Raw genomic sequence first — 23,080 nt, 5'->3', positions numbered from 1 at the left:
GCTCATTATTAATCTTGATTGCTTATGCAATAAAAAACGTCGAATCAGCTTGCTGACTCGGCGTTTTTATTTGTCTAGAGATGTTCTTTGACGTCATAGGGCTGAGCTTTGGCGTGGTCAGCTGGTAAGGCGTCCTTGGCATAAAAGATGGCATATTCTTCATCATCAGGACCTTTGGCGATTACCAGGTCATCGATTTTGCGCTCTTTTTTAAAAATCTGTCCCTTGCGTACGGCTTCATTGTAGTCATGAATATTGGCAATCGAGTCGCCGGGATTAAAGAAGATTCTTGTCTCCATATTGACACCTCCATCAGCGTTAGATTCCAGAAAACGCTTGCTTTTGGTTTATTATACCATTAGTCGCGGTACTTATGACGCAATACCTGCAGATCAGAGTCAGAAAGCTGCATGACTTCTTTAAGATACAGTTCAACGCTGCCACTGATTTTTTGAATGGCATCCTGGGCCGTCTGCAAGTATTCCTGCTTAACGCTGGCCATATCAAGCGAATTTTGAATATAGTTTGACGAAAAATGAGCAGCAGTCAGTTTCTGCTTGATGTCTTGCTGAACGTCTTTAACGAGCTCATTGGTCAGCAGGTAGTCTTTGATGATGACATCAGGCTGCACTTCTAAGGCATTTAACAGCAGATAGGCGCCAATACCGGTCCGATCCTTGCCGGCAGTACAGTGAAACAGGACGGGGCGATCAGCCGGTGCGCTTAGCAGCTGTTGGAAAAATTCGCGGTAGGCCTGTTGTGGACCAGGTTCAGCGACCATTTCATGATAGACAGTGCGCATGTGCTGGCGGCCACGTGTCGGATCAGCATTCAATTCATCGCTAAAAGATGAGATTGGCTGTGAAGCTCTGGTTTCGTCAGTTGAAAAAATAGGGTTAGCGATATATTCGGCAACGTCTGGAACTTGGTCAGGCTCTTTTTTGGTTTCTCGTGGTGAGCGCAGGTCAATGTCTTTGGCTACTTTCAGATCAGATAAATACTGCAGGTCTTGGCTGGTTAAGTGACGCAGACTGCCAGAACGCAGTAGACGACGCCATTTGACGGTATGACCGTCGATAGTCTGATAACCGCCGAGATCGCGATAGTTGTAGCCGCCATTGATTGGCAGCTGACGGGTTGGCGTTGACATAAAAATCACCCCTTGATTTGATTTAAAAGCTCAGCCAAAACGGGTACCAGATGCTGGGCAATCTGCATGGATCCTTTTTGATCGGGATGCAGGCCATCAGTAAACGACTGGCACCAATTTTTGGTAGGAATGAACATAGTATGACATTCAAGTGCGGTTTCTTCAATAATATCGGCATAGGTCTGGGCAAATGGGACCATCAGCGCGATCGGCACGCCAGGATAGGCATGTTGAACCTGTTTGACAAAATCACGATAGGCGGCCTGAAACCGCACATTAGAAAAGCGTCGATCATTAACGCCTAGATTGATCAAGACCAGCTCGGGCATAACATCGGGCTGCCAGGTCGTCTTGGCATCGATGTGAGCAAAAAACTGTGCGGCAGGTGGTACGTTGCCAACGGCAGATCTTAAGACGCCGCCTGCCGAATAAGCAATTCGATCAACGTCGAGATTCAACTCATCGCTGATTAGACCAACGTAGCAGCTTTCGGGACGATAGTCGGTACTAGGGCGGCGTCCATTGACCCAGCAGCCGGCTGTAATTGAGTCGCCAATAATTGCGATGCGTTTTAGCGGCTTGGCTGGCGTAATTGTGGCGTGATCGGCAAGCTCAATTTCAGCCAATGCCAGACCTTGATTGCCAAGCCAAACGTCATCAAGATCGGTGTTGCCGGCGGTCATGATCTCAATATCAGCCTGATTAGGCAGTTTTAGTTCAAATGACGACTCCTGTACTGACCAGCGCTGCCAAGGACCACGATTAACGCGTACGGCCCAGGATTGTGACGGCAGCTGCGGGTTGCCGTTGTTCAAGACGTTGATTTTTAATTCAGGACTGTTTTGAACGTGGAACTTAATCAAACTGCCGAGGTTGGTGGTATAGAGAACAGATCTGTCGTTCAATTGACGAATGGTCCAGCGTCCCAGCAGGTGAGTTTGTTTTTTTAACTGATCGGGGAGAAGTTTTGTCATGATGAGTCCTTTCCATGGCTTGCAAGGTTGTTAAGTAAAATTTATTTTAACATGAAAAACGGCACAAACGGTTGTTAAATAAGGATTGTTAAAAAGTCCACAAACGCCTTAAAAATAATAATGTAAGCGCTTATTGACAAAACGACGGGTTAAGCGTAAGCTAATATTTAGTAAAAGTTTACTAACCGTTTATGGAGGTAGCTAGAGATGGATAAGCAAGAATTACTGAAAGAATACCAAGATGTTTTTAAGGGTGAAGCTAAGGACGTTTTCTTCTCACCAGGTCGAATCAACGTGATCGGTGAACACACGGACTACAATGGTGGTCACGTCTTCCCATGTGCTATCAGCCTGGGAACGTTTGGCGTCTACGGTCCACGTGATGACGACAAGGTTCAGCTCTACTCAGCCAACATGGAAGGCAGCTCAGTCGTAGAGTTCAGCATCAACGATGAAAAGCCGGAAACCGAAGACGGTAAGACCTGGACGAACTACTTTAAGGGGATGCTGGTCTACTTAAAGCAAGCCGGCTACAAGATCGACCACGGTTTTAACCTGCTGGTCCACGGTAACCTGCCATATGGTGCCGGTCTTTCTTCATCAGCTTCCATTGAGCTTTTGATGGGTAATCTGTTAAAAGATGAATTTGATCTGGACATTGACGAAATCTCACTGGTTAAGTTGGGTCAAAAGACGGAAAACGATTTTGTTGGCTTAAACTCAGGGATCATGGACCAATTTGCTGTTGGGATGGGTAAAAAAGACAATGCCATCTTCCTGGACTGCAGCACTTTGGAATACCAGTACCTGCCATTGAAGCTGGGCGACTACGAAATCGTCATCATGAGTACCAACAAGAAGCACTCTCTGGCTGGCTCCAAGTACAACGAACGCGTTGAACAATGTGAAGAAGCCGTTAAGCGTTTGAACAAGAAACTGAACATCAAGAAGCTCGGTGAACTGGACGAAAATACGTTTGATGAGTACTCCTACCTGATCAACGATGACGTCTTGATCCGTCGGGCACGTCATGCGGTTGCTGAAAACCAGCGGACGCTGCGGGCAATCGAAGCTATGAAGGCGGGCGATCTTGAAAAGCTGGGTCGTTTGATCAACGCTTCGCACGTTTCACTGCACTTTGATTACGAAGTAACTGGCAAGGAACTGGACACGTTGGCTGAAACGGCTTGGGAACAGCCTGGCTGCCTGGGTGCGCGGATGGTCGGCGGTGGTTTTGCCGGCAGTGCCATTGCCATCGTAAAGAAGGACCAATCCGTTGCCTTCAAAGAAAACGTCGGCAAGGTTTACCGCGAAACGATCGGCTACGACGCCAGCTTCTATGACGCCGAGATCGTTGATGGTCCTCACAAGATTTAGCATCGCGGTTCAGTTTTTGAGAAAGAGGTTTGCAACATGGAACTCATTGAAGGATTTGCAGAAAAGGTAATTGCCAACGGTGCTTTTCAGCCAATGGACAAGATCTATGTGATGAACAAGATTCGGGCACTGGTTGGCGATGAAGATGTCGAGGCCCAATCAGATACGCCACTGGCCAGTCAACTGGTTGAATTGGCGGTTAAGCGTGGCAAGATTGAAGACGGTCAAACAGCACGTGAGATCTTAAACGATCAATTATATGATCTGCTGACGCCAACGCCATCGCGGGTCAATGATACGTTCTGGCAAAAGCATGAACAAACACCAGAAAAAGCGACGGACTGGTTTTACGATCTGTGTACCAGCAATGACTACGTAAAGGTATCCGCAATCAAGAAAAATATTGAGTTTACCAAAAAGGTCAATGATGGTAACGAACTAGAGATTACAATCAACCTTTCCAAGCCAGAAAAAGACCCTAAGGCGATCGCTGCCGCTGCTCATGATACGCAAAAGAAGTATCCGCAATGTGCACTCTGCATGGAAAATGAAGGATACTTGGGACGTCTGGGACATGCAGCCCGCAGCAACCACCGGATTATTCGGATGACGATTGGTGGCAAGCAATGGGGCTTCCAGTACTCGCCATATGCCTACTTCCATGAACACTGCATTTTCTTGGATGCCAAGCATGAACCAATGGAGATCAACCAGCAGACCTTGATCAATTTGATTGAAATCGAAAAACAGCTGCCACACTACTTTGTCGGTAGCAACGCCGATCTGCCAATCGTTGGCGGTTCCATGCTGGCCCATGAGCACTATCAAGGTGGCCGACACACCTTCCCAATGATGAAGGCCCCAATCAAACAAGAACTGAATTTTAAAGACTACCCGGACGTTAAAGCCGGCATCGTTGACTGGCCAATGAGTGATCTGCGTTTGACCAGTACCAACGACCAAGCTTTGATTCAACTGGGGACGTATATCATTGATGTCTGGGATCACTATGACGATCCAGAACTTTCATTGAAGGCCTTTGATGGCGAAACGCGGCACCACACCGTAACGCCGATCATGCACCGCAATGGTGAAGAATTTGTTCTTGACTTGGTTTTGCGAGACAATAATACTAGTAAAGAGTACCCACTGGGCATCTTCCACCCACATGAAAAGCTCTGGCACATCAAAAAGGAAAATATCGGTCTGATCGAAGTCATGGGCCGAGCCATCCTGCCAGCTCGTTTGAAGAGTGAATTGGAAGAAGTCAAGAAGTACTGGCTCAATGAACCAAACAAGATTGCCGACAGCCATCTGCCATGGGCTAAAGAAGTTCAGGCACGGCATGATGACATTAATGCTGACAACGTTGAAGAGATTTTGGAACAAGAAGTTGCTCAAGTCTTTGGCGATGTTTTGGCAGATGCCGGCGTCTTCAAACGCGATGCCCAGGGTCAAGCTGGCTGGCAGCGGTTCGTTGAACAACTGTAACCAATTTTGACCAAGGAAAGGATGGTTTTGAATGGCAGTAACGCTAAAGGACATTGCAGATCGTGCGGGGGTTTCACTGGCGACGGTATCGCGGGTTTTGAACAATGACCCACAGCTGTCGGTTGGTGAAGAAACACGGCGCAAGATTCTGACGATTGCCGAAGAGCTGTCCTATACTAAAAAACATCGCCGTAGTGCCGCCACCGGTCATAAAATTGCTGTGATTCAGTGGTATTCACCGGCTCGGGAGCTGGATGACCTTTACTACATGAATATCCGACTGGGTGTTGAAAAAGAGGCCCAGCAGGTCGGCTACACAACGGCTACCGTTTTTGATACGCACTTGGAGCAGATTCCAAATGACGTCAGCGGGATCGTTGCAATCGGCAAGTACAGTCAAAAACAGATTGATCAGCTGCAGCGCTTCAACAAGCCGATCGTGGTGATTGACTATGATGTGCTGGCTAATGGCTGTGATTCGGTCTTGCCGGATTTTGATGGCGGCATCAAGCAGGCAGCTGATTTTCTCGTCGAAAAGTATGTTAAGATTGGCATGATTGCAGGTCAGGAAAAAACGACCGACCAAAAGCCGGTCAGTGATTCGCGGCGTGAAACGTTTGCCAAGGCTTTAAAAATACGTGACCTTTATCATTCAGAATGGTTTATGATGGGCGACTACTCAGAAAAGAGCGGTTTTGATCAGATGCAGCGCCTTTTGCAGCTCAAGGATCGTCCCCAAGCCGTTTTGATTGCCAATGATGCAATGGCCGTTGGTGCTTTGCGTGCCTTACACAAAAGCAGATCGACGTACCAAAAGAAATGGCGCTGATCAGTTTTGATGATACGTCAATTACTCATTATACCTATCCAACCCTGACTTCGATTCACGTGCCAACCGATCAAATGGCGGCAATGGGAATCGAGCTGTTGGGACGCCGCTTGCAGAATCCGGATCTGGCTCCGCAGCGGGTAGTAGTCGGTACCAAGCTGATTTTACGGCAGAGTACTGAAAATTGATCCAAAAATCCTAAGTTACACACAAAAATAATTGCAGACTCTCGCTTGGCATTAAGCCGGTGAGAGTTTTTATTTTTTAAAAGATTTTAAATTTTGCAATAAACCCATTTACAAAAAGTAAGTAATTGGTTAAAGTATAGAAAACATACACAACAGACAATCAATCATGAGGTGATAATATGACCAACGAATTTACTAAACTGCAGGCTAAGCGCCGTTCTATCTACAACCTGGGCAAAAACGTCAAGGAAGACAAACAGATGCTGGTTAATCTGATTGAAGAAGCCATCGAACAGTCGCCATCTGCTTTTAACAGTCAGACGGTCCGGGCTGTAATCACGTTTGGCGAAGATTCCGATAAGGTCTGGGACATTGTTTTGGCTGAATTGCGCAAGGTAGTCAAAGACGATGCTGCGTTTGCCAAGACGGAAGCTAAGGTCAACAGTTTTAAAGCGTTCGGGACCATCCTTTACTTTACCGAAACGGCAACCGTCAAGCAGCTGGAAAATGATTTTCCTTCATATGCGGCTAACTTTGCCGGCTGGGCTGAGCAGGCACTTGGCGGCGCTCAACAGGCAGTTTGGGAAGCCCTGTCTGTTCAAGGCCTAGGCGCATCGCTGCAGCACTATAACCCGCTGATTGATGAAGCGATTGCCAAGGCGTTTGATATTCCAGAGACTTGGCAGTTGCGGGCAGAGATGCCATTTGGATCGATTGACGCACCAGCCGGCGAAAAAGACGTCATGCCTGCTGAAAAGCGGTTTAAGGTATTTGGCGCTTGATAAGCTTAATAATAGAGCGATCTGAAAAATTCAGGTCGCTTTTTTAGTAGTAGGCATATTTTTACGATAATCCAATGCCAAATGATACAATGACCAAAATCAAAATGCTGAATGACAAGCAATCAATCGTTTGGCAAGTACGAAATGAGGAATTGAGATGACTGACAAAAACAAGCTGACTGAAATGCAGTATCGCGTCACGCAAGAGGCCGCTACTGAACCACCGTTTACTGGTAAATATGATCAATTTTTTGAAAAAGGCATCTATGTTGACGTTGTTAGTGGCGAGCCGCTGTTTTCTTCGTTGGATAAGTTCGATTCAGGTTGTGGCTGGCCGGCGTTTACCAAACCGATTGCCAAACTCAAAGAAAAGCGTGATCAGTCGTTTGGCATGGAAAGAACCGAAGTGCGCAGTCTGCAGGCTGATTCGCATCTGGGGCACGTTTTTTGTGATGGACCACTGGATCAAGGTGGGCTGCGCTACTGCATTAATTCGGCGGCTTTGCGCTTTATTCCGTATGACCAGCTAAAAGAAGCCGGCTATGGTGAGTATCGCAGCCTATTTGAAGCAGATGATAAGTAACATACATAAATAAAAACCGTACCGGCAGCTGTCAGTACGGTTTATTTATTGTTGATGCTATTAGTCAACGGCTTTGACGATAAACATATCAGCGTGGAAATCAGATGGTGCTTTTGGCGATTGCAGACGGCTCATGACACGTGGTACGAAATAGCCGGCATTCATCAATTCGGCACCGGAGAAGACTTCTGAGCCATCATTGACCGTGTAGCGACGTTCTGGATCCAGCCCTTTGAAGTAGTAGCGGATGTAGGCTGGGTTGGCACCGTTAAGGATTTGATAGCGCATGCCGATAGCCGTCTTTTTATCCGGACTGACGGTTTCCCAGCCATAGACGTTTTCGTTGGTGTCTGGCGTTTCTAGACGATAGAACGTTCCAAACTGGAAGAGCTTGCGATACTTCTTGTAAAAGGCGACCTGCTGCTTGATTTCGGCCTGTTCCTCATCACTAAGCTTAGTGACGTCCAGCTCATAGCCAAAGGCACCGAAGTAGGCGACTTTAGCGCGCATATCAATTGAGGTCAACCGGCCAACCTGATCATTTGGTACAGCTGAAACGTGGGCACCCCACATTGAAGGCGTGTAGCCATAGGAGGTACCGTCTTGAATCTTGATGCGCTCAACGGCGTCAGTGTCATCGCTGCACCAGGCTTGTGGCGCGTAGTACATCATCCCGAGGTCAAAGCGGCCACCACCAGATGCACACGATTCAAACAAGACGTTCGGAAAGGCTTTGGTCAGGCGGTCATAGAGGTCATAGACACCTAGAATATAGCGGTGCGAGAATTCCAATTGCTGATCGAAAGGAAGGTTGGCGCCGTACATTTCGGTGATGTTACGATTCATGTCCCATTTAATGTAGTCCAGCTTGGCATCTTGAATAATGTGGCTCATCAATTTAAACAGATAGTCAACGACTTCCTTGCGGCTCATGTCCAAGACGAATTGATGGCGACCCGGTGTTTGACCACGACCTGGCGTCTTGATCATCCATTCAGGGTGCGTTTCATAAAGCTTGCTGTCAATTGAGATCATTTCTGGTTCAAACCACAGCCCAAACTTCATGTCCAGATCGTGAACACGCTTGGCAAATTCGGCAATGCCATGATTGAACTTCTTTTCGTCAACAAACCAATCACCCAAGCTGGAGCGGTCGTCATCGCGATGTCCAAACCAACCATCGTCAAGCACGAACATTTCGATGCCTAATTCCTTGGCACGTTCAACGATTGGCATTAATTTGTCTTCGGTAAAGTCCATGAATGTGGCTTCCCAGTTGTTGATCAGAATTGGCCGTTCCTGGTGGGCAAAGTGCGGGTTAATCAAGTGCTGGGCATAAAAGACGCCCAATTGCTGGGAAAGTGCATTAAAGCCATTGTCGGTATAGCTGAAGATGGCTTCTGGAGTTTGGAAAGAGTCGCCTTCATTAAGCTTCCAGCCGAATTCATCAGGATTGATACCAATTAAGACGCGAGTAGTATCGAATTGATCAACCTCGATTGAATCCAAGAAGTTGCCTGAGTAGACAAAGTTAAAGCCGAAAACAGCGCCTTGATTATTGTCAGTGTGTGGCCGGGCCAGCATAAAGAATGGATTTTCCTGATGACTGGAAGCCGTCCGCAGACTCGAAATGCTTTGCGTACCCGGTCGCAGATGGCTGCGATGCAGATGCCGTTCACGCGACCAGGAGCCGGCAAATTGGATAAAGTCGTAGTCTGCATCTGGCAGATCCAATTGCGCACTCAAGGTACGGTTCAAAAAGACGGTCTTACCGTGGTTGACAAACGTTGCACTGCGCACGATCACGTCTTCATCGGCAAAAACGGTATAGTGCAGCTGCAATTCCAGGTCGCCATCCATTAATTTAACGGTCAGCGTTTGTGAATCATTGCTATCATCGGCAAACGTTGAAGGCAGCTTTTCAAGGCGTTCCTTGCCGTTTTTGATTTCATAGTCGCGGTATTGGAATTCCGAGGTCCGTGAGCCGTTTGGATATGTGATCTGAAAAGCAGGATAGCGGTAGTCGCCCTTGCCCAATCCAGCGTATTCCTGCTTTAGCAGCTCAGCTTGAAACTCAACGTCTTCATCGGTACGCGTGTTGGTACAGTCGTGTTCTTCACGCGTGTTGAGATTGGCATAGTCGTCTTTGAAGGGGATCTTTGGACCATAGTAGAGCTGTCCCAGTGACCCATCCTCGATAACGTGGAAGACATAGCTGGTGTGCTTGGTCTGCAGGTGAAACAGTTGATTGTTGGCATTAACTTGGATACTCATATTAAATTCCTCCATGAATAAATGACAAACAAAAAGCCCGACTGCTGCAGTCGAGCTTTTTTAAGGCCAACCGACTTTTTGATCATTCAATTAGTCTAATTAGTCTTTTTTGACTTCAATTTGCATAATGGTGTCGCCAACCTTGACTTCGCCATCTTTCTTGACGTAGGTCAAAGTATACTTAGGTGCCTTTTCAGACTTGGTAAAGGCAATCATAACCGTATCGTCATGACCAGCCTTCTTGATTGCTGGTGCCCAGAATTCCATCAGCTTTTCGCCGGCCGCAACGTGCTGGCCTTTGACGACATAGTTGATAAATCCAGTCCCACGCATCTGCACCGTATCAACACCGACGTGAATCAGAACCGGAACGCCATTGTTGGTTTCCAGACCGATTGCATGACGAGTAGTCGGGAAGTCTGCAACCACAGTTCCTGAGAATGGTGCAAAGACTTGCCCATCAGATGGCTTGATGGCAATACCAAGCCCCATCGTGCCATCAGCAAATGGCTTAGAGCCTACCTGAGACAGTGGCATCAAAGTACCGCTGACTGGTGCCTTGAAGTCGATGACCAGATCTTCAGCCAGGTTGGCATCTTCAGCCAGTTCTTCCCGAACGCTGTCATTGCCTTCCAGGTGTTGGTGCCAAGATTGTTCCAGTTCGTCAACGATTTGAGCGTGCATCTTCTCATCCAGCTTAACCTTGCTCTTGAAGCACAGGACACCTAAAAGAATCAGAATTGCAGGAACGGCGAACATCATAAGCTTGAAGATCCCCGCACCGTGAGCCGTAATGTCGGATGCCGTAGCGCCAGAGATCATGCCAGCAGCTGTAGCTGTCATCCCAACGACACCGCCGGCAACGGCACCACCGAACTTGTCCAACAGTGGACGAACGGAAAGCGTAACGGCTTCGTCACGGTGACCAAGCTTCAATTGACCATATTCAACCGAGTCAGTGATGATCATCAAAACAACCATGAAGATCAGTGGCTGTGGTAGCATGTAAATGGCACCACCAAGAATAACCATTGGCAGAGATTGACCGGCAAAGGCAAAGATTGCCAAACCAATCAGCAGAACCAGGATTGAGTAATAGAAGACCTTCATCCGACTGAACTTCTTAGCCAGAGCAGGGAACAGAGCAACCGTAACGGCACCAATAACGCCGTTGATTAGTGCATACAGCGTGTAGGTGCTTGCCCGACCCAGAATATAGGTGAAGTAGTACAGTTGGAAGGAATTAACGATTTGAACCCCAGTCGTGTAAACCAGGTAGGTAACAGCAATTGCCATTAATTGGTCGTTGTGGAGCAGAACCCCAAAGACCTTCTTGAAAGTCGTGTTTTCCTTGTTTTCACGCAGTTCGTTCTTCTTTTCGTGCGTGAAAACACCAACTCCGCAGGCCGTGATTGCGGAAATCGCGGCAACGATTGCGGCAAAGGCAAACCAACCGCGGCTATCACCGGAGCCACCATTTGAGGAGAGCGAGAATGCCAAAACGATTGGCATAACGACCACGCCGACCAGCTGACCACCAAGCGTGGAGCCAACCCGGGCAAAGGTAGCCGTCTTTTCACGTTCTGCCGAGTCAAATGAGATGGCAGGAATCATTGACCAGAAAGCCACGTCGTTAAAGGAATAGAAGATATCCATCGTAATATATAAAATTGCAAATACGACGAGGTACAAAACTGGATTCTTGTAAGTCAGACCCCACAGATTAGTGAACAGCAGGGAAATTGTAACGGCAGAAACGATACCACCGGCAACAACCCATGGCTTAAAGTGTCCCCATTTAGTATCGGTCTTGTCGATAACGTTACCGATAAATGGGTCAATGAACAATTCAACGATCCGCAGCACCATAATGGTAATCGTAATGAAAGAAACCATGTGGGCTGCTTGGCCACCACTGTTGCTGTTGAACAGGTGACCGGTAACAAACATCATAAAGTACGTTGACAGCATCCCGTAGAACATATCGTGCCCGAAAGCACCAAACGAATATGCTACTCGAGAAGCCATCGATTGTGATTTGGAACTCGCCTCATTCATAATCTAGCCTTCCTCCTTGAAAAGACATTTACTTAAAACTCTCTGGAATTATATTAAGCGCTTTCAAAAATTAAATCAATAAAAAATAGTAAAAAATTTAGTTAAAAATACTTGTTAAAAAATGATCAAAACGTTTCCAATGCGACATAACGGTCTTTGTAGTACAGATAAAAAATGATAAAAAATTGGCGAACCTTATCAATTGTTAGTGGTACTAATTTTCGGGAATCAATCAAAAACGCCCTTGCGAAATCGTTTACAATAAACGTAAAATACGGACTCTATATACGTTGTTACCGAACGAACAAACTAAATCTAAAAATAATTGTTCACTTTTTATAAATAACAGTGTAAAATAAGCTTTCGGATATAGATGAACTTAATTTGTGAGTGAAATAACGATACGAAAACAAGGGCTTTTGGCATCTTGCAACCGCAATAGTTTGAACAATAAATTCAAGATGAGCGGGTCTGATCGGAAATGATCCCGGTGAGACCGGTGAGACCCTTTAATTGGAAATAATTTTTGGCGGTCGGTTATTTGAACATGAACTTATTAATGCATCGTTATTGCAATCCAAATTAACGGAAGGATGGAATATCGCATGAAACGTTATCGCTTTGCTCGACTGTCACTGGGCTGGCAGATTATGATCGGACTCGTCTTGGGGATTATCGTTGGGGCTATGACCTACCAAAATACTGGTGCCATCAAGGTAATGCAGAGCCTGGGTACGATTTTTCTACGGCTGATTCAGATGATCGTAATGCCGATTGTGATCTCATGTTTAACGATCGGGATTGCCAATATTGGTGACATTAAGAAACTAGGCCGGATTGGGGTTAAAACGCTGATCTACTTTGAAGTTTTAACGACAATCGCGCTTTTGCTGGGGATGATCGTCGGCAACGTCTTGCATCCTGGTACCTACATCAACATTCACGATCTGCATGCCTCGGATATTTCACAGTATCTGACGACTGCCAAATCGGCATCCAAGCATAGTGGCATCTGGGACCTTTTGATCTCAATCGTACCAACCAACATCTTTAAGTCGATTGCAGACGGTGACATGCTGCCAGTAATCTTTTTCTCGGTCTTCTTTGGTTTGGGCGTGGCCTCACTGGGCGAAAGCGGCAAGATCATCATCGACTTTATGAATGCCATTTCCGAAACGATGTTCAAAGTTACCAACTGGGTAATGAAGTTCTCGCCAATTGGGGTCTTTGGGCTGATCGGGATGACAATTGCCGAAATGGGTCTCAAGGCGTTGCTGCCATTAGGATTGTTTGTTGTAATTGCCTATGCAACGATGGTTATCTTCGTGGTTGTCGTTTTGGGTATCGTGGCCAAGATTTTCCATCTGCGCTACTGGAAGACAATGCACGTTGTTATGGAAGAAATCGCAATTGCCTTTTCAACGGCCAGCTCAGAGGCTACGCTGCCACGGCTGATGGCTAAGACCCAAAAGATGGGGGTCGACAAAGGGATTGCCTCATTCGTTATTCCAACCGGCTACACGTTCAACCTGGATGGTTCGGCAATCTATCAAGCACTGGCCGCACTGTTTTTGGCTCAGGCTTATGGCATTCATTTGACGATTGCCCACCAGATTACGCTGCTGGTTGTCTTGATGATTACCTCTAAGGGGATGGCCGGGGTGCCAGGGGCATCATTTGTTGTCTTGTTGGCTTCGGTATCAACAATTGGCGTGCCAGTTGCCGGATTGACGTTTATTGCCGGTATCGATCGATTCGTTGATATGGGACGGACGGCTGTCAACGTGGTCGGCAACACGATTGCTACGCTGGTTATCGGTCAATCCGAAAAATCATTGGATCACGAAAAATACAATCAATATCTGGATAACTACCAAGGTTAAAAATAAAGCATCGCTGTAAATCTCAGCGATGCTTTTTTGTATAATTAGTTATACATGAGTTTATAGGAGGAAAATAATGGAAAAACAGCTTAAGCGCAGTGAAGTGCCCCAAGAGCTCAAGTGGGACCTGACGCTGCTTTACAAATCTGATGACGCAATGGAAACAGCACTGCAAGAAACCGAACAAAAAGCGGCAGCCTTGGCCAAAACTGCCGGCAGCTTTGCCAGTGACGGCAAGACGTTTTTAAAGAACCTGAACGAAAATAAAGCCATCAGCGAAGAATTAGAGCGCGAATTCGTTTATGGGATGCTACGCCGCGACAGTGATACAACGGACTCGATGGCCGTAACGCTGTACGGGATGGTCGTTAATGCTGCTACTAAGATTGAGGCCGAGCTGGCATTCGTTCAACCAGAGATTACGGCAATCAGTGATAACGACTTTGAAAAATTGATGCAAAGTGAGCCGGGACTGACTGAGTATCAGTATGAAATGACCAAACTGCGGCGGCAAAAAAAGCACGTCCTTTCCAAAGCCGAAGAAACGCTGCTAAGCCGCTTGAACAAGTCGTTGGATAGTGCTGAAGAAATTTATAACACGCTCAATGATGCCGACTTGAAGTTTGGCAAGGTGCATGATGAAAACGGCCAGCTGGTTGAGCTGACACATGGCAACCGTAGTCAATTCAATGAGTCGCAAAACCGTGCCGTGCGCAAGGAAGCCGTTTTGGCCTACGAAAAGCCGTACCATGAACTGCGCAATACATTTGCCCAGACTTTGAACAGCTTTATCGGCACCGAAAATGCGCTAGCTCAGGTTCGTCATTATCCAAGTGCACGGGCAGCGGCTTTAGGAGCCAATAATATTCCTGAAAGCGTCTATGATACCTTGGTAAAAACCGTCAATCAGCATCTGGATCTGGTCTATCGCTGGTATGCGCTCAAGAAACGTGTTTTAGGCTTGGACAAAATGTACAAATATGATGTTAATGTACCATTAGCTGGTGAAGATATGCTCAAGACGACTTTTGAGCAGGGTAAGCAGCTGACCTGGGATGCGCTGCAAGTGATGGGACCAGAATATCTTAAGGGGCTAAAAGATGAATTTGATCATCGCTGGATCGATGCGGCCGAAAATATTGGCAAGCGTTCCGGTGGCTATCAAGTCGGTGTCTACACGGCTAATCCGTTTATTTTACTAAACTGGACCGATAAACTTTACAGTACGTTCGTTTTGGCGCATGAGTCCGGTCATGCCATGCATAGTTGGCTGGCTCAGCAGGTGCAGCCTTCCGAGTATGCCGATGCTCCCATCTTTTTGGCTGAGGTCGCCTCAACGTTTAATGAAAACATTTTGACTGACTATCTGCTGGAAAAATATCAAGATGATCCTAAAAAGCTGATCTTTATTTTGGAACAATACATTACCGGTTTTATCGGTACGATCTATCGGCAGACGCAATTTGCTGAATTTGAGGATGCCGCCTACAAGGCTGAACAAAGTGGCCAAACGCTGACGGCCGATTTCTTAGATGAGCTGAGCGGTAAGCTGGTTAATAAGTACTATGGACCTACGATTGAAGAAACTGGGACACGAACGCAGAGCTGGGCCTATGTACCGCATTTTTACATGAACTATTATGTTTACCAGTATGCAACGTCATGGGCAATTTCAACGGCGCTTTCTGAAGCGGTCTGGCAGCGTGAGCCGGGCGCCTTGGATCGTTATTTGGACCTATTACGTGCGGGTGGCAGTGATGATCCGGTAACGCTTTTAAAGCGCGCAGGCATTGATGTAACCGACAGTGCCTACCTAGAACGGGCCTTTGCCTTGTTTGAAAAGCGCCTGGATCAAATCGAAAAGCTGCTCTAAAACACAAAACAGCTGTGGCCAATGTCGTCGCAGCTGTTTATTTATTATGATTGCTTTTATGACTCTTTAACTGCTTCCGGCTGAGGTAATTTAACGCCACGGTGATTGACGCTGGTTGAAAAGACGATCTGGGTGCTGGTCTTGCCAAAGCGCTGCTGAATCTCATTGATAAAGTCATCGAGATCTGAGGTCGAAGGAAATACAACTTCCATAACCTCAGAAAAATCCCCGGTAACACAATTGCATTCGATTACGTTGGGAACCTGAGCAATATAAGGATAGAATTCCTTTTTTTGGCGTGGTTCCAGCTGCAATTGAACGAAGGCCTTGACGTGGTAGTCCAGCTTTTCGAGATTGACGCTGGTGTGAAAGCCAGTGATGATGCCGGACTTTTCCAGTTTGTTGATGCGAGCGGCAATGGCTGGTGAGGAAATATAGCAGGCAGCGGAAAGTTCTTTTAACGATACGCGGGCATTTTCCTGCAGCATGTTGATAATTTGACGATCGATCTTGTCCAATGAAATCCACTCCTTTTAACTAATCACAAATTAATGTCTTTAAATTGTGAAAAAATACAATGTAAATGGTTTATTGTCAAAATAATTTAGCTAATTATTACTTTTTACCATATAAAAATCAAATGATTCCGCTATCATTATGGTACAATAAGGATAACAATTAAGTCGTGTGAATTGGAGGTCATAACTATGAATCAAGAATATCAAAACATTCTCGTCCCGGTTGACGGATCCAAGCAAGCTGAACGGGCACTGAACAAGGCGATTGCGGTTGCAAAGCGTAACGATGCACATATCGACATTTTAAACGTTATCGATACGCGGGCAATGGCATACAACTTTGCTGGCATGTCAGACAGCAGCATTGCCTACCAGCTGGTCGACAAGTCAAAGGACTACTTAGATGAGCTTTACGACAACGCTAAGCAAAAGCAGGGCTTTGACAACATCGACATCCACATTCGTCTGGGAAACCCGAAGACGGTTATTTCCTTTGATTTCCCACGCGATCACCAAAATGATCTGATCATGATGGGTGCCAGCGGCCTGACGCGTCTGCAACGGGCAATGGTTGGTTCAGTTACGTCCTTTGTTAAGCGGAATGCCCCAGTTGACGTACTGGTTGTGCGGACCGACTTAAACAACGAGGTACCAGCTGACGACAAGGACGCTAAGAAAAAATAAGCTTAATTAAATAAACCATTCCAAGGTCGTAATTCGAGTTATCGGGTTACGGCTTTTTGATATTTTAACACTCATTTTGATATGTGACGATTATGTTTTTAATAAATTTCTCATCTTTTCTTGCCAAGGTGCTGACTTCTCCCATATAATTAACTCGCATCAAACTATTTTGGAGGGATATTTATTTATACGATTCGCAAGGCCGAGCCAGAAGACGCCGGCCAGATAGTACCGTTAATGTCTTTGATTTATGATGAAATGGAGCTGGAGGAGTTTGAGTCGGTTCCCGATGAAGCCCCCCAGAGGATGATTTATAATGCTTACCGCGACCGAGCACTGCTTGGCTATGTGGCAACCACGTTTGTCGCAGAAGTCGATGGCCGAGTCGTGGGGATGGCGTTTGGCTATCCAGACAACAACGAAACTGCGGTCAACCGAGTATATCAAGAAGCCGCGGCCCCAATTCCATCAATTCGCGATGTTAATTTCTTCGCGGATCCGGAGTCATTTGCCAACGAGTTTTATCTGGATTCACTGGCAGTTGATGCCAATTATCGTGGTATGGGGATCGCAACGGCTTTGATTGATGCGATTATTAAACATGCCGCTGCTTTGGAATATGAAACGATCGGTTTAAATGTCGACGTCGCCAATCCAAAGGCAGAACGGCTATACCGTCGCTTGGGATTTGACGATGCAGGTCAAATTATGATTGGTGATCACTGGTATCGCCACCTACAACGATCAACTTCCCAAGCACTGTTAACTGAATAATAAATAAAGCGTCCTGCCAGTTGCGGGACGCTTTTTGAGTTCAGAATAAAAAAGCGCCGAACACTAGGGATCGACGCTTTGAAATCAAGTCTAATTGATTTTTATTGTTCGACGTACCAGCCGTAGTGGAAGTTGCCTGGGCGGTCAACACGTTCGTACGTGTGAGCACCGAAGTAGTCACGTTGTGCTTGCAGCAGGTTGGCAGGCAGAACTTCAGCACGGTAGGAGTCGTAGTAGTTGATGGCAGCAGCCAGGGATGGTACAGGAATACCAGCGTTGATGGCCATGGATACGACTTCACGCGTAGCCTTTTGGTACTTCTTGGCAATGTCTTTGAAGTAGTCGTCCAGCAGCAGGTTCTTCAGCTCAGGATCCTTTTCAAAGGCATCCGTAATCTTTTGCAGGAATTGTGCACGGATAATGCATCCTTCACGCCAGATTTGAGCCAGTTCACCAAACTTCAGGTTCCAGTCGTAGCGTTCGGAGTCGATCCGCATTTGTTCGAAACCTTGTGCGTAGCTCATAACCTTACCGAAGTAGAGGGCTTCACGAACCTTTTCAACCAGTTCCTTCTTTTGGTCGTCAGTAAGCGTTGGCTTTTCAACATCTTCTGGCAGAACCTTGCTTGCAGCCACACGTTCGTCCTTCAGCATGGAGATGTAACGTGCGTAAACGGCTTCCGTGATAACGGATTGTGGAGCACCACCGTCAAGGGCAGTTTCAGAACTCCACTTACCAGTACCCTTGTTGGCACCACGGTCAAGGATCATGTCAACGATAGGCTTGGACTTGTCTTCACCCAGGTCATCCTTGCGAGTCAGGATGTCAGCGGTGATTTCAACCAGGTAGCTGTCCAGTTCGCCCTTGTTCCATTCAGCGAAGATGTCAGCCATTTCGTCAACGGAAAGGCCCAGAACATTACGCATAATGTTGTAGCTTTCGTCGATCAGTTCTTCGTCACCGTATTCGATACCATTGTGAACCATCTTTACGTAGTGGCCGGCACCGTTAGGACCGATGTAGGAAACACATGGCTTGCCGTCTTCAGCCTTGGCAGCGATTTGCGTCAGGATAGGTTCAACCAGGTCATAAGCTTCCTTTTGGCCACCAGGCATCAGGGAAGGACCTTGCAGGGCACCCAGTTCACCACCGGAAACACCCATGCCGATGAAGTTGATGCCGGATTCATCCAGCTTAGCGTTCCGTGCCATCGTGTCGTGGAAGTTGGTGTTACCACCGTCGATCAGCACGTCACCCTTGTCAAGCAATGGCAGGAGTTCTTCAATAACAGCGTCAGTTGGCTTGCCGGCCTTAACCATCATCAGGATACGACGAGGCTTTTCCAGAGAGTTGACGAATTCTTCAACCGTGTAGCTAGGAATCAGCTTCTTGTCGCTGTGGTCACGCATCATTTCATCGGTACGTGAACGGCTACGGTTGTATACACCAACAGTAAAGCCGCGGCTTTCAATGTTCAGTGCCAGGTTCTTGCCCATAACGGCCAAACCAACAACACCAATTTGCGCTTTTTGATCTGACATTGTGTTGTCACACTCCTTAAAAACTTAATTACATCATTTACAGAAACTATTATACCAGAAAGCGCTAAAAGTTGAAGAAATATTTGCTAAACCTTGCACAATCTTTACATTAAACTAATCGATAAAATATGAAAAATTAAGTAAAAAGCTCAATCAACTGAAAAACAATTGTTTGAGCTTTAAGTAAAAATTTTTCACAAAACCGATTAAATCGATCTTTGATTTTAGTGATTCAGATGGTAAACCCATTGACGGCCATCGCGTGCCAGCAGCTCATCAGAAGCAGCTGGGCCCATTGAACCAGGCGTGTAGTTAGGGAATTGAGGTTCTTCAATGTCCCACAGCTTACGGATAACGTCAACGAACTTCCATGCGTAGGCAATTTCAGCCCATGATGCAAAGTTGGTGTGGTTGCCTTCCAGTGCATCGTGGAAGAGACGTTCGTATGGTTCTGGTGATTCGTTCTTGGCTTCGTCGCTTTGCAGGTACTTCAAGTCAACTGGTTCAGTGGTAAAGCCTTGGCCGGCGCGCTTAGCGTTCAAGCGCAGTGAGAAGCCGGAGTTTGGTTCAACAAAGATCGTCAAAACGTTGGAGTTCAGAGATTGTTCGCTCTTCATCCGTGGGTTGGCAAAGATGTCGATCAGTGGCTTCTTGAAGACAACATCGATGCGGGTGAACTTGTCAGCCAGCTTCTTACCAGTCCGTACGTAGAAAGGAACGCCAGACCAACGGTAGTTGTCAAACATTAATTTGGCAGCGACAAAAGTTTCCGTAATGGAGTTTGGATCAACACCATCTTCATTACGGTAGGCATTCGTGTCGTCACCGGCACCGTATTGGCCACGAACAAAGTTGGCAGCTGCTTCTGATGGCGTGTAGACCCGCAGTGAGCGCAGTGCCTTGATCTTTTCAACCCGGACGTCGGAGTCGGTAAAGGCAACTGGTTGTTCCATTGCCAGTTGAGCAACGATTTGCATGATGTGGTTTTGCACCATGTCACGCAGAGCACCGGATTGGTCGTAGTAGCCGGCACGTTCTTCAACACCCAGCTTTTCGCTCAGCGTAACTTGAATGTTGTCGATGTAGCGGTTGTTCCACAATGATTCGATGATCGTGTTGCCAAAACGCAGTGCTTGGATGTTTTGAACCATTTCCTTACCCAGGTAGTGGTCAATCCGGAAGATCTGGTTTTCGTTGAACGTTTGTGACAGTTCGTCGTTCAGCTTCTTAGCTGATTCGTAGTCACGACCAAATGGCTTTTCGATAACCAGACGATTGAAGCCATCCTTGGTCAGCAGGTCTTGGTTCTTCAGGTTCAAGGCGATCGTGCCAAAGAATTGAGGCGCCATGGACATGTAGAACAGGCGGTTGCCTTCAGCGCCAAATTGCTTGTCCAGTTCTTCCAGGCGTTGCTTAAGCACAGTGTAGTGTTCAGGCTTGGTAACGTCATGGGATTGGAAGAAGAAGTGCTTAGCAAATGCCTGAGCCTGGCCTTCTTTGTTTTCCATACCGTTAACGGACTTCAGCACCATTTGTTGGAAGTCCTCATCGCTCAGCGGACGCCGAGAAGTACCAAGCAGAGCAAAATGTTCTGCCAGGTAGCCTTTCTTGTAAAGGTTGAATAATGATGGGTACAGCTTGCGTTGTGCAAGGTCGCCGGCTGCCCCGAACAGCGTAATTAAAGCTTTATTTTCCTTAGCCAAAATGTTCACTCCTTCTGAAAATATCAGAAAATCACTCTAACGCTTAAATTATATACTTTTATGTTCAAAACTGCACTAGAAAGCGTCCTCACTTTTTGTCAAAGCTTAAAATGGACCACGCCAACAAAAAGCGCGTTCTGGGGTTTTGTCAAACGCTTATCAAGTAATGGTATAGGCCGAAATAAAATTTTATTTTCAAGTTCAGCATTGATCTGACGTTAAAGCAATCGTTTGCACAAGTTGGAATTTTTAGTAAAAAAAGAAAGGCAATTCGTCATGTCCTTAAAAGAACGTGTTTCCTTGCCTTTTCTCAAAAAACGCCGAAAATCAGCTTACGACTGATTTTCAGCGTTTGAACTGCCAATCAGCTATTGCGCTGAGGCATTATTATCTATACGTGGTTAAGCGGTTGAGTTAAGCTCCGGCGGAAAATTTTATTTCAATTAGTCAACGTATGGCTTGCGCTCGCTTAAAACACCAAAAATAGTGAAGACAGCAGCAACCAGCATGGTAGTCAATTCTCCAGTAAACCATGAGCCGCTGGCAGCCTTTAGATTACCAACGACCATCGGACCAACTGCGGCCAGCAGATAGCCTAATGATTGAGCCATGCCGGACAGTTTACCCGTATCAACCGGAGTTTTGGTCTTTAAGCTGAACAAGGTCATGATCAAGGCAAACGTTGATGAGGTTCCAATTGCCAAGAACAGGCTGACAAAGACAAACCAGCCAAAGCTATGGAATGGCAGCATCAAGCCAAGATAGCCCAAAATCGTGAAGATACCGGCACCGAGAATCAGCGGTGTCCGGTTACTCAGCTTGGTTGCCCATAACGGTGCCAGAAAGGCTCCTGGCATGGAGAACAGCTGGAACAGTCCGGCAATCAGGCTGGATTGATTATTGCTCAATCCGGCGCTGATGGCAATTGATGGCAGCCAAGCGACTGTCGTGTAGAAGACAAATGAGGACAGACCAAAGTAGACCAAGATCAGCCAGGCTGTCTTGTTTTTCCACATGTTAATGCCAGCGCTTGCAGATTCGCTGGTTCCGCGCCGGTTGAAGCGCAGATTTGGCAGCCATAATACCAATGTTGCCAAAACCATCATGCTGAGGAGTATTACCGAGAACTGCCAGCTGCTGCTTTGAGCAATTGGCGTGATGGCGTAGGCGCCGATGGCCGAGAACAGGGCCAAAGAAACGTTGTAAAGACTGGTCATTGACCCGATTCGATCAGGCAGGTTCTCAGTAATGATGGCTGGTAAAAGCACGTTTAAAAAGGTAATGCCAACCCCAACGAGCAGGGTACCAATCATTAGCGAAGAATAGCTGAGAATGCGCAGCCAGGAACCAGCAAAAAGAATCAGCAAAGCGATTGCGATCGTTAACTCATTGCCCAAACGTTGACCGATCATTGGCACTACGACTGCAATCAGACCAAAGCAGATCAAGGGAATCGTAGTCAGAATGCCCAGGCTGGTAGTGGCAACGTGAAACGAAGCAGCAATACTGCCAACGATTGAGGGAATCGAGGTTATCGGCGTCCGCATGCAGGCGCCTAGCAGGAAAATGCCTAAAATCAAAAAGGCGCTATGTTTGCGCGTATTGTTCAAAATATCATTCCTTTCGTATGGTGAATCAATTTAAATTAGTTATTTATTTCCGCTTTCCTAAGACCACGTCATTGTAACATGAATTTGCACAAAGTTTAACGATTTACATGCAACAAAATTAAGATGAACGTCAAAATGCAGTATTCGTCGCAATAAACGACCATTCACGCTTATCTAGCTCTTTTTTGAATCGAAGTCGTGATTTGACGAATGACCTATGGCTCCCTATAATTTAAAAGAACACTTTATCGGAGGAAAACTATGACGGCAAAAATCTATCCGTATTTGACTTTTGAAAATGCGCGTGAAGCCATGCACTATTACGTGGAACAGTTTGGCGCCGAAATCATTTACCGTCAGCCGCTTTCAGCAGCACAAGCCGAGAGTTTGGGACTGGCACTGGATGATTTGGATGCTACAACGGCACATGGCGAGTTTTCAATTGTCGGACAGAAAATCGTCTGTGCCGATGCAACGATGGGCAATCCCCAGACCTCTTCTTTAATTTCGCTGCTTTTGGATTTTGGTGGTGATGAGGCTGGTGCCAAGGCATTGTTTGAGCGCCTGGCTGCAAGTGACGCTCAGCGCGTGACCTTACCTTTTGGCCTTCATGAACTAGGCGGCAATTTAGGTCAGATTGTTGACCAGTATGGGATTACCTGGCTGATCAGCGCGGGTATTCCGCAAGAATAGATTTTCTGAAATAAATAAGAGGCTGGGAATTAACTATTATTTTCTAGCTTCTAACTAAGAAAATGCGAACTATGATTTTTGATTTAATCAAAAAT

General features: G+C 46.5%; 18 protein-coding genes and 1 pseudogene. 10 read left to right on the top strand and 9 right to left on the bottom strand.

The annotated features are described in order from the left end of the window. Positions 1–74: 74 nt before the first annotated feature. The 3 genes from QOS03_RS05645 to QOS03_RS05635 are packed head-to-tail and all read right to left on the bottom strand — an operon-like array spanning position 75 to position 2,124. Positions 75–299, bottom strand: a complete 225-nt coding sequence (locus QOS03_RS05645; RefSeq protein WP_006500827.1) for a hypothetical protein — start codon at positions 297–299, stop codon at positions 75–77. 59 nt (positions 300–358) lie between these two features. Beyond that, entirely contained in the window at positions 359–1,150 is a 792-nt protein-coding gene (locus QOS03_RS05640; RefSeq protein WP_283575659.1) for a tyrosine-protein phosphatase, read from the bottom strand. A gap of 5 nt (positions 1,151–1,155) precedes the next feature. Then, positions 1,156–2,124 carry an SGNH/GDSL hydrolase family protein gene (locus QOS03_RS05635; RefSeq protein WP_283575658.1) on the bottom strand — a complete coding sequence of 323 codons (969 nt, stop codon included), beginning with the start codon at positions 2,122–2,124 and terminating at the stop codon, positions 1,156–1,158. A 207-nt stretch (positions 2,125–2,331) separates the two neighbouring features. On the opposite strand from QOS03_RS05635, the gene QOS03_RS05630 reads away from it, so the two are divergent. The 5 genes and pseudogenes from QOS03_RS05630 (at position 2,332) to msrB (ending at position 7,374) form a co-directional block, all read left to right on the top strand. Beyond that, entirely contained in the window at positions 2,332–3,501 is a 1,170-nt protein-coding gene (locus tag QOS03_RS05630; protein WP_283575657.1) for a galactokinase, read from the top strand. Positions 3,502–3,537: 36 nt separating this feature from the next. After that, positions 3,538–4,992 carry a UDP-glucose--hexose-1-phosphate uridylyltransferase gene (locus tag QOS03_RS05625; RefSeq protein WP_283575656.1) on the top strand — a complete coding sequence of 485 codons (1,455 nt, stop codon included), beginning with the start codon at positions 3,538–3,540 and terminating at the stop codon, positions 4,990–4,992. 31 nt (positions 4,993–5,023) lie between these two features. Beyond that, a pseudogene (locus tag QOS03_RS05620) lies at positions 5,024–6,009 on the top strand (LacI family DNA-binding transcriptional regulator). A 179-nt stretch (positions 6,010–6,188) separates the two neighbouring features. Next, positions 6,189–6,791: a nitroreductase family protein gene (locus QOS03_RS05610; RefSeq protein ID WP_283575653.1), complete on the top strand. Its 603-nt coding sequence runs from the start codon at positions 6,189–6,191 to the stop codon at positions 6,789–6,791. 157 nt (positions 6,792–6,948) lie between these two features. Further along, complete coding sequence (msrB, locus tag QOS03_RS05605; protein WP_283575652.1) at positions 6,949–7,374, top strand: peptide-methionine (R)-S-oxide reductase MsrB; 426 nt, start codon at positions 6,949–6,951, stop codon at positions 7,372–7,374. 60 nt (positions 7,375–7,434) lie between these two features. Here the strand turns inward: msrB and QOS03_RS05600 are convergent, their stop codons facing one another. Together QOS03_RS05600 and QOS03_RS05595 are read right to left on the bottom strand one after the other, a co-directional pair. Further along, a complete protein-coding gene (locus QOS03_RS05600; RefSeq protein WP_283575651.1) occupies positions 7,435–9,648 on the bottom strand; it encodes an alpha-galactosidase in 2,214 nt (737 codons plus the stop codon). 99 nt (positions 9,649–9,747) lie between these two features. Further along, positions 9,748–11,706, bottom strand: coding sequence for a glycoside-pentoside-hexuronide (GPH):cation symporter (locus QOS03_RS05595; RefSeq protein ID WP_283575650.1), 1,959 nt, complete (start codon positions 11,704–11,706; stop codon positions 9,748–9,750). A gap of 605 nt (positions 11,707–12,311) precedes the next feature. On the opposite strand from QOS03_RS05595, the gene QOS03_RS05590 reads away from it, so the two are divergent. Both QOS03_RS05590 and pepF read left to right on the top strand, forming a co-directional pair. Continuing rightward, complete coding sequence (locus QOS03_RS05590; RefSeq protein WP_283575649.1) at positions 12,312–13,589, top strand: dicarboxylate/amino acid:cation symporter; 1,278 nt, start codon at positions 12,312–12,314, stop codon at positions 13,587–13,589. A 76-nt stretch (positions 13,590–13,665) separates the two neighbouring features. Next, the gene (pepF, locus tag QOS03_RS05585) at positions 13,666–15,462 is read left to right on the top strand and encodes an oligoendopeptidase F (RefSeq protein ID WP_283575648.1); all 1,797 of its coding nucleotides are present in this window, start codon (positions 13,666–13,668) and stop codon (positions 15,460–15,462) included. A 56-nt stretch (positions 15,463–15,518) separates the two neighbouring features. Here pepF and QOS03_RS05580 read toward each other — a convergent pair whose 3' ends face one another. After that, positions 15,519–15,980 carry an Lrp/AsnC family transcriptional regulator gene (locus tag QOS03_RS05580; protein WP_283575647.1) on the bottom strand — a complete coding sequence of 154 codons (462 nt, stop codon included), beginning with the start codon at positions 15,978–15,980 and terminating at the stop codon, positions 15,519–15,521. Between the two features lie 189 nt (positions 15,981–16,169). Here QOS03_RS05580 and QOS03_RS05575 point away from each other — a divergent pair, with 189 nt between their 5' ends. Both QOS03_RS05575 and QOS03_RS05570 read left to right on the top strand, forming a co-directional pair. Continuing rightward, the gene (locus QOS03_RS05575) at positions 16,170–16,664 is read left to right on the top strand and encodes a universal stress protein (protein ID WP_272215842.1); all 495 of its coding nucleotides are present in this window, start codon (positions 16,170–16,172) and stop codon (positions 16,662–16,664) included. 237 nt (positions 16,665–16,901) lie between these two features. Then, complete coding sequence (locus tag QOS03_RS05570; protein WP_283575646.1) at positions 16,902–17,438, top strand: GNAT family N-acetyltransferase; 537 nt, start codon at positions 16,902–16,904, stop codon at positions 17,436–17,438. 101 nt (positions 17,439–17,539) lie between these two features. Here QOS03_RS05570 and gndA read toward each other — a convergent pair whose 3' ends face one another. From gndA to QOS03_RS05555, 3 genes are all read right to left on the bottom strand, one after another. After that, positions 17,540–18,979 (bottom strand): NADP-dependent phosphogluconate dehydrogenase, encoded by a 1,440-nt coding sequence (gene gndA, locus QOS03_RS05565; RefSeq protein ID WP_283575645.1) that lies wholly within the window; start codon positions 18,977–18,979, stop codon positions 17,540–17,542. 224 nt (positions 18,980–19,203) lie between these two features. Further along, positions 19,204–20,682, bottom strand: a complete 1,479-nt coding sequence (gene zwf / locus QOS03_RS05560; protein WP_283575644.1) for a glucose-6-phosphate dehydrogenase — start codon at positions 20,680–20,682, stop codon at positions 19,204–19,206. Between the two features lie 443 nt (positions 20,683–21,125). Next, complete coding sequence (locus QOS03_RS05555) at positions 21,126–22,292, bottom strand: CynX/NimT family MFS transporter (protein ID WP_283575643.1); 1,167 nt, start codon at positions 22,290–22,292, stop codon at positions 21,126–21,128. Positions 22,293–22,553: 261 nt separating this feature from the next. Between QOS03_RS05555 and QOS03_RS05550 the strand changes: the two genes are divergently transcribed. Further along, the gene (locus tag QOS03_RS05550) at positions 22,554–22,985 is read left to right on the top strand and encodes a VOC family protein (RefSeq protein ID WP_283575642.1); all 432 of its coding nucleotides are present in this window, start codon (positions 22,554–22,556) and stop codon (positions 22,983–22,985) included. Positions 22,986–23,080 lie beyond the last annotated feature (95 nt).

This window comes from Limosilactobacillus pulli (genome assembly GCF_947381555.1).
In the GTDB taxonomy this organism is placed as follows: domain Bacteria; phylum Bacillota; class Bacilli; order Lactobacillales; family Lactobacillaceae; genus Limosilactobacillus; species Limosilactobacillus pulli.
This window is presented reverse-complemented; position numbering and strand designations above follow the sequence as displayed.

Coding starts and splice junctions, on each gene's coding strand:
- msrB (WP_283575652.1), top strand. CDS start 6,949: ATGACTGACAAAAACAAGCTGACTGAAATGCAGTATCGCGTCACGCAA.
- QOS03_RS05610 (WP_283575653.1), top strand. CDS start 6,189: ATGACCAACGAATTTACTAAACTGCAGGCTAAGCGCCGTTCTATCTAC.
- pepF (WP_283575648.1), top strand. CDS start 13,666: ATGGAAAAACAGCTTAAGCGCAGTGAAGTGCCCCAAGAGCTCAAGTGG.
- QOS03_RS05590 (WP_283575649.1), top strand. CDS start 12,312: ATGAAACGTTATCGCTTTGCTCGACTGTCACTGGGCTGGCAGATTATG.
- QOS03_RS05630 (WP_283575657.1), top strand. CDS start 2,332: ATGGATAAGCAAGAATTACTGAAAGAATACCAAGATGTTTTTAAGGGT.
- QOS03_RS05600 (WP_283575651.1), bottom strand. CDS start 9,648: ATGAGTATCCAAGTTAATGCCAACAATCAACTGTTTCACCTGCAGACC.
- QOS03_RS05635 (WP_283575658.1), bottom strand. CDS start 2,124: ATGACAAAACTTCTCCCCGATCAGTTAAAAAAACAAACTCACCTGCTG.
- QOS03_RS05640 (WP_283575659.1), bottom strand. CDS start 1,150: ATGTCAACGCCAACCCGTCAGCTGCCAATCAATGGCGGCTACAACTAT.
- QOS03_RS05550 (WP_283575642.1), top strand. CDS start 22,554: ATGACGGCAAAAATCTATCCGTATTTGACTTTTGAAAATGCGCGTGAA.
- QOS03_RS05625 (WP_283575656.1), top strand. CDS start 3,538: ATGGAACTCATTGAAGGATTTGCAGAAAAGGTAATTGCCAACGGTGCT.
- QOS03_RS05595 (WP_283575650.1), bottom strand. CDS start 11,706: ATGAATGAGGCGAGTTCCAAATCACAATCGATGGCTTCTCGAGTAGCA.
- QOS03_RS05570 (WP_283575646.1), top strand. CDS start 16,902: ATGTCTTTGATTTATGATGAAATGGAGCTGGAGGAGTTTGAGTCGGTT.
- QOS03_RS05575 (WP_272215842.1), top strand. CDS start 16,170: ATGAATCAAGAATATCAAAACATTCTCGTCCCGGTTGACGGATCCAAG.
- QOS03_RS05645 (WP_006500827.1), bottom strand. CDS start 299: ATGGAGACAAGAATCTTCTTTAATCCCGGCGACTCGATTGCCAATATT.
- gndA (WP_283575645.1), bottom strand. CDS start 18,979: ATGTCAGATCAAAAAGCGCAAATTGGTGTTGTTGGTTTGGCCGTTATG.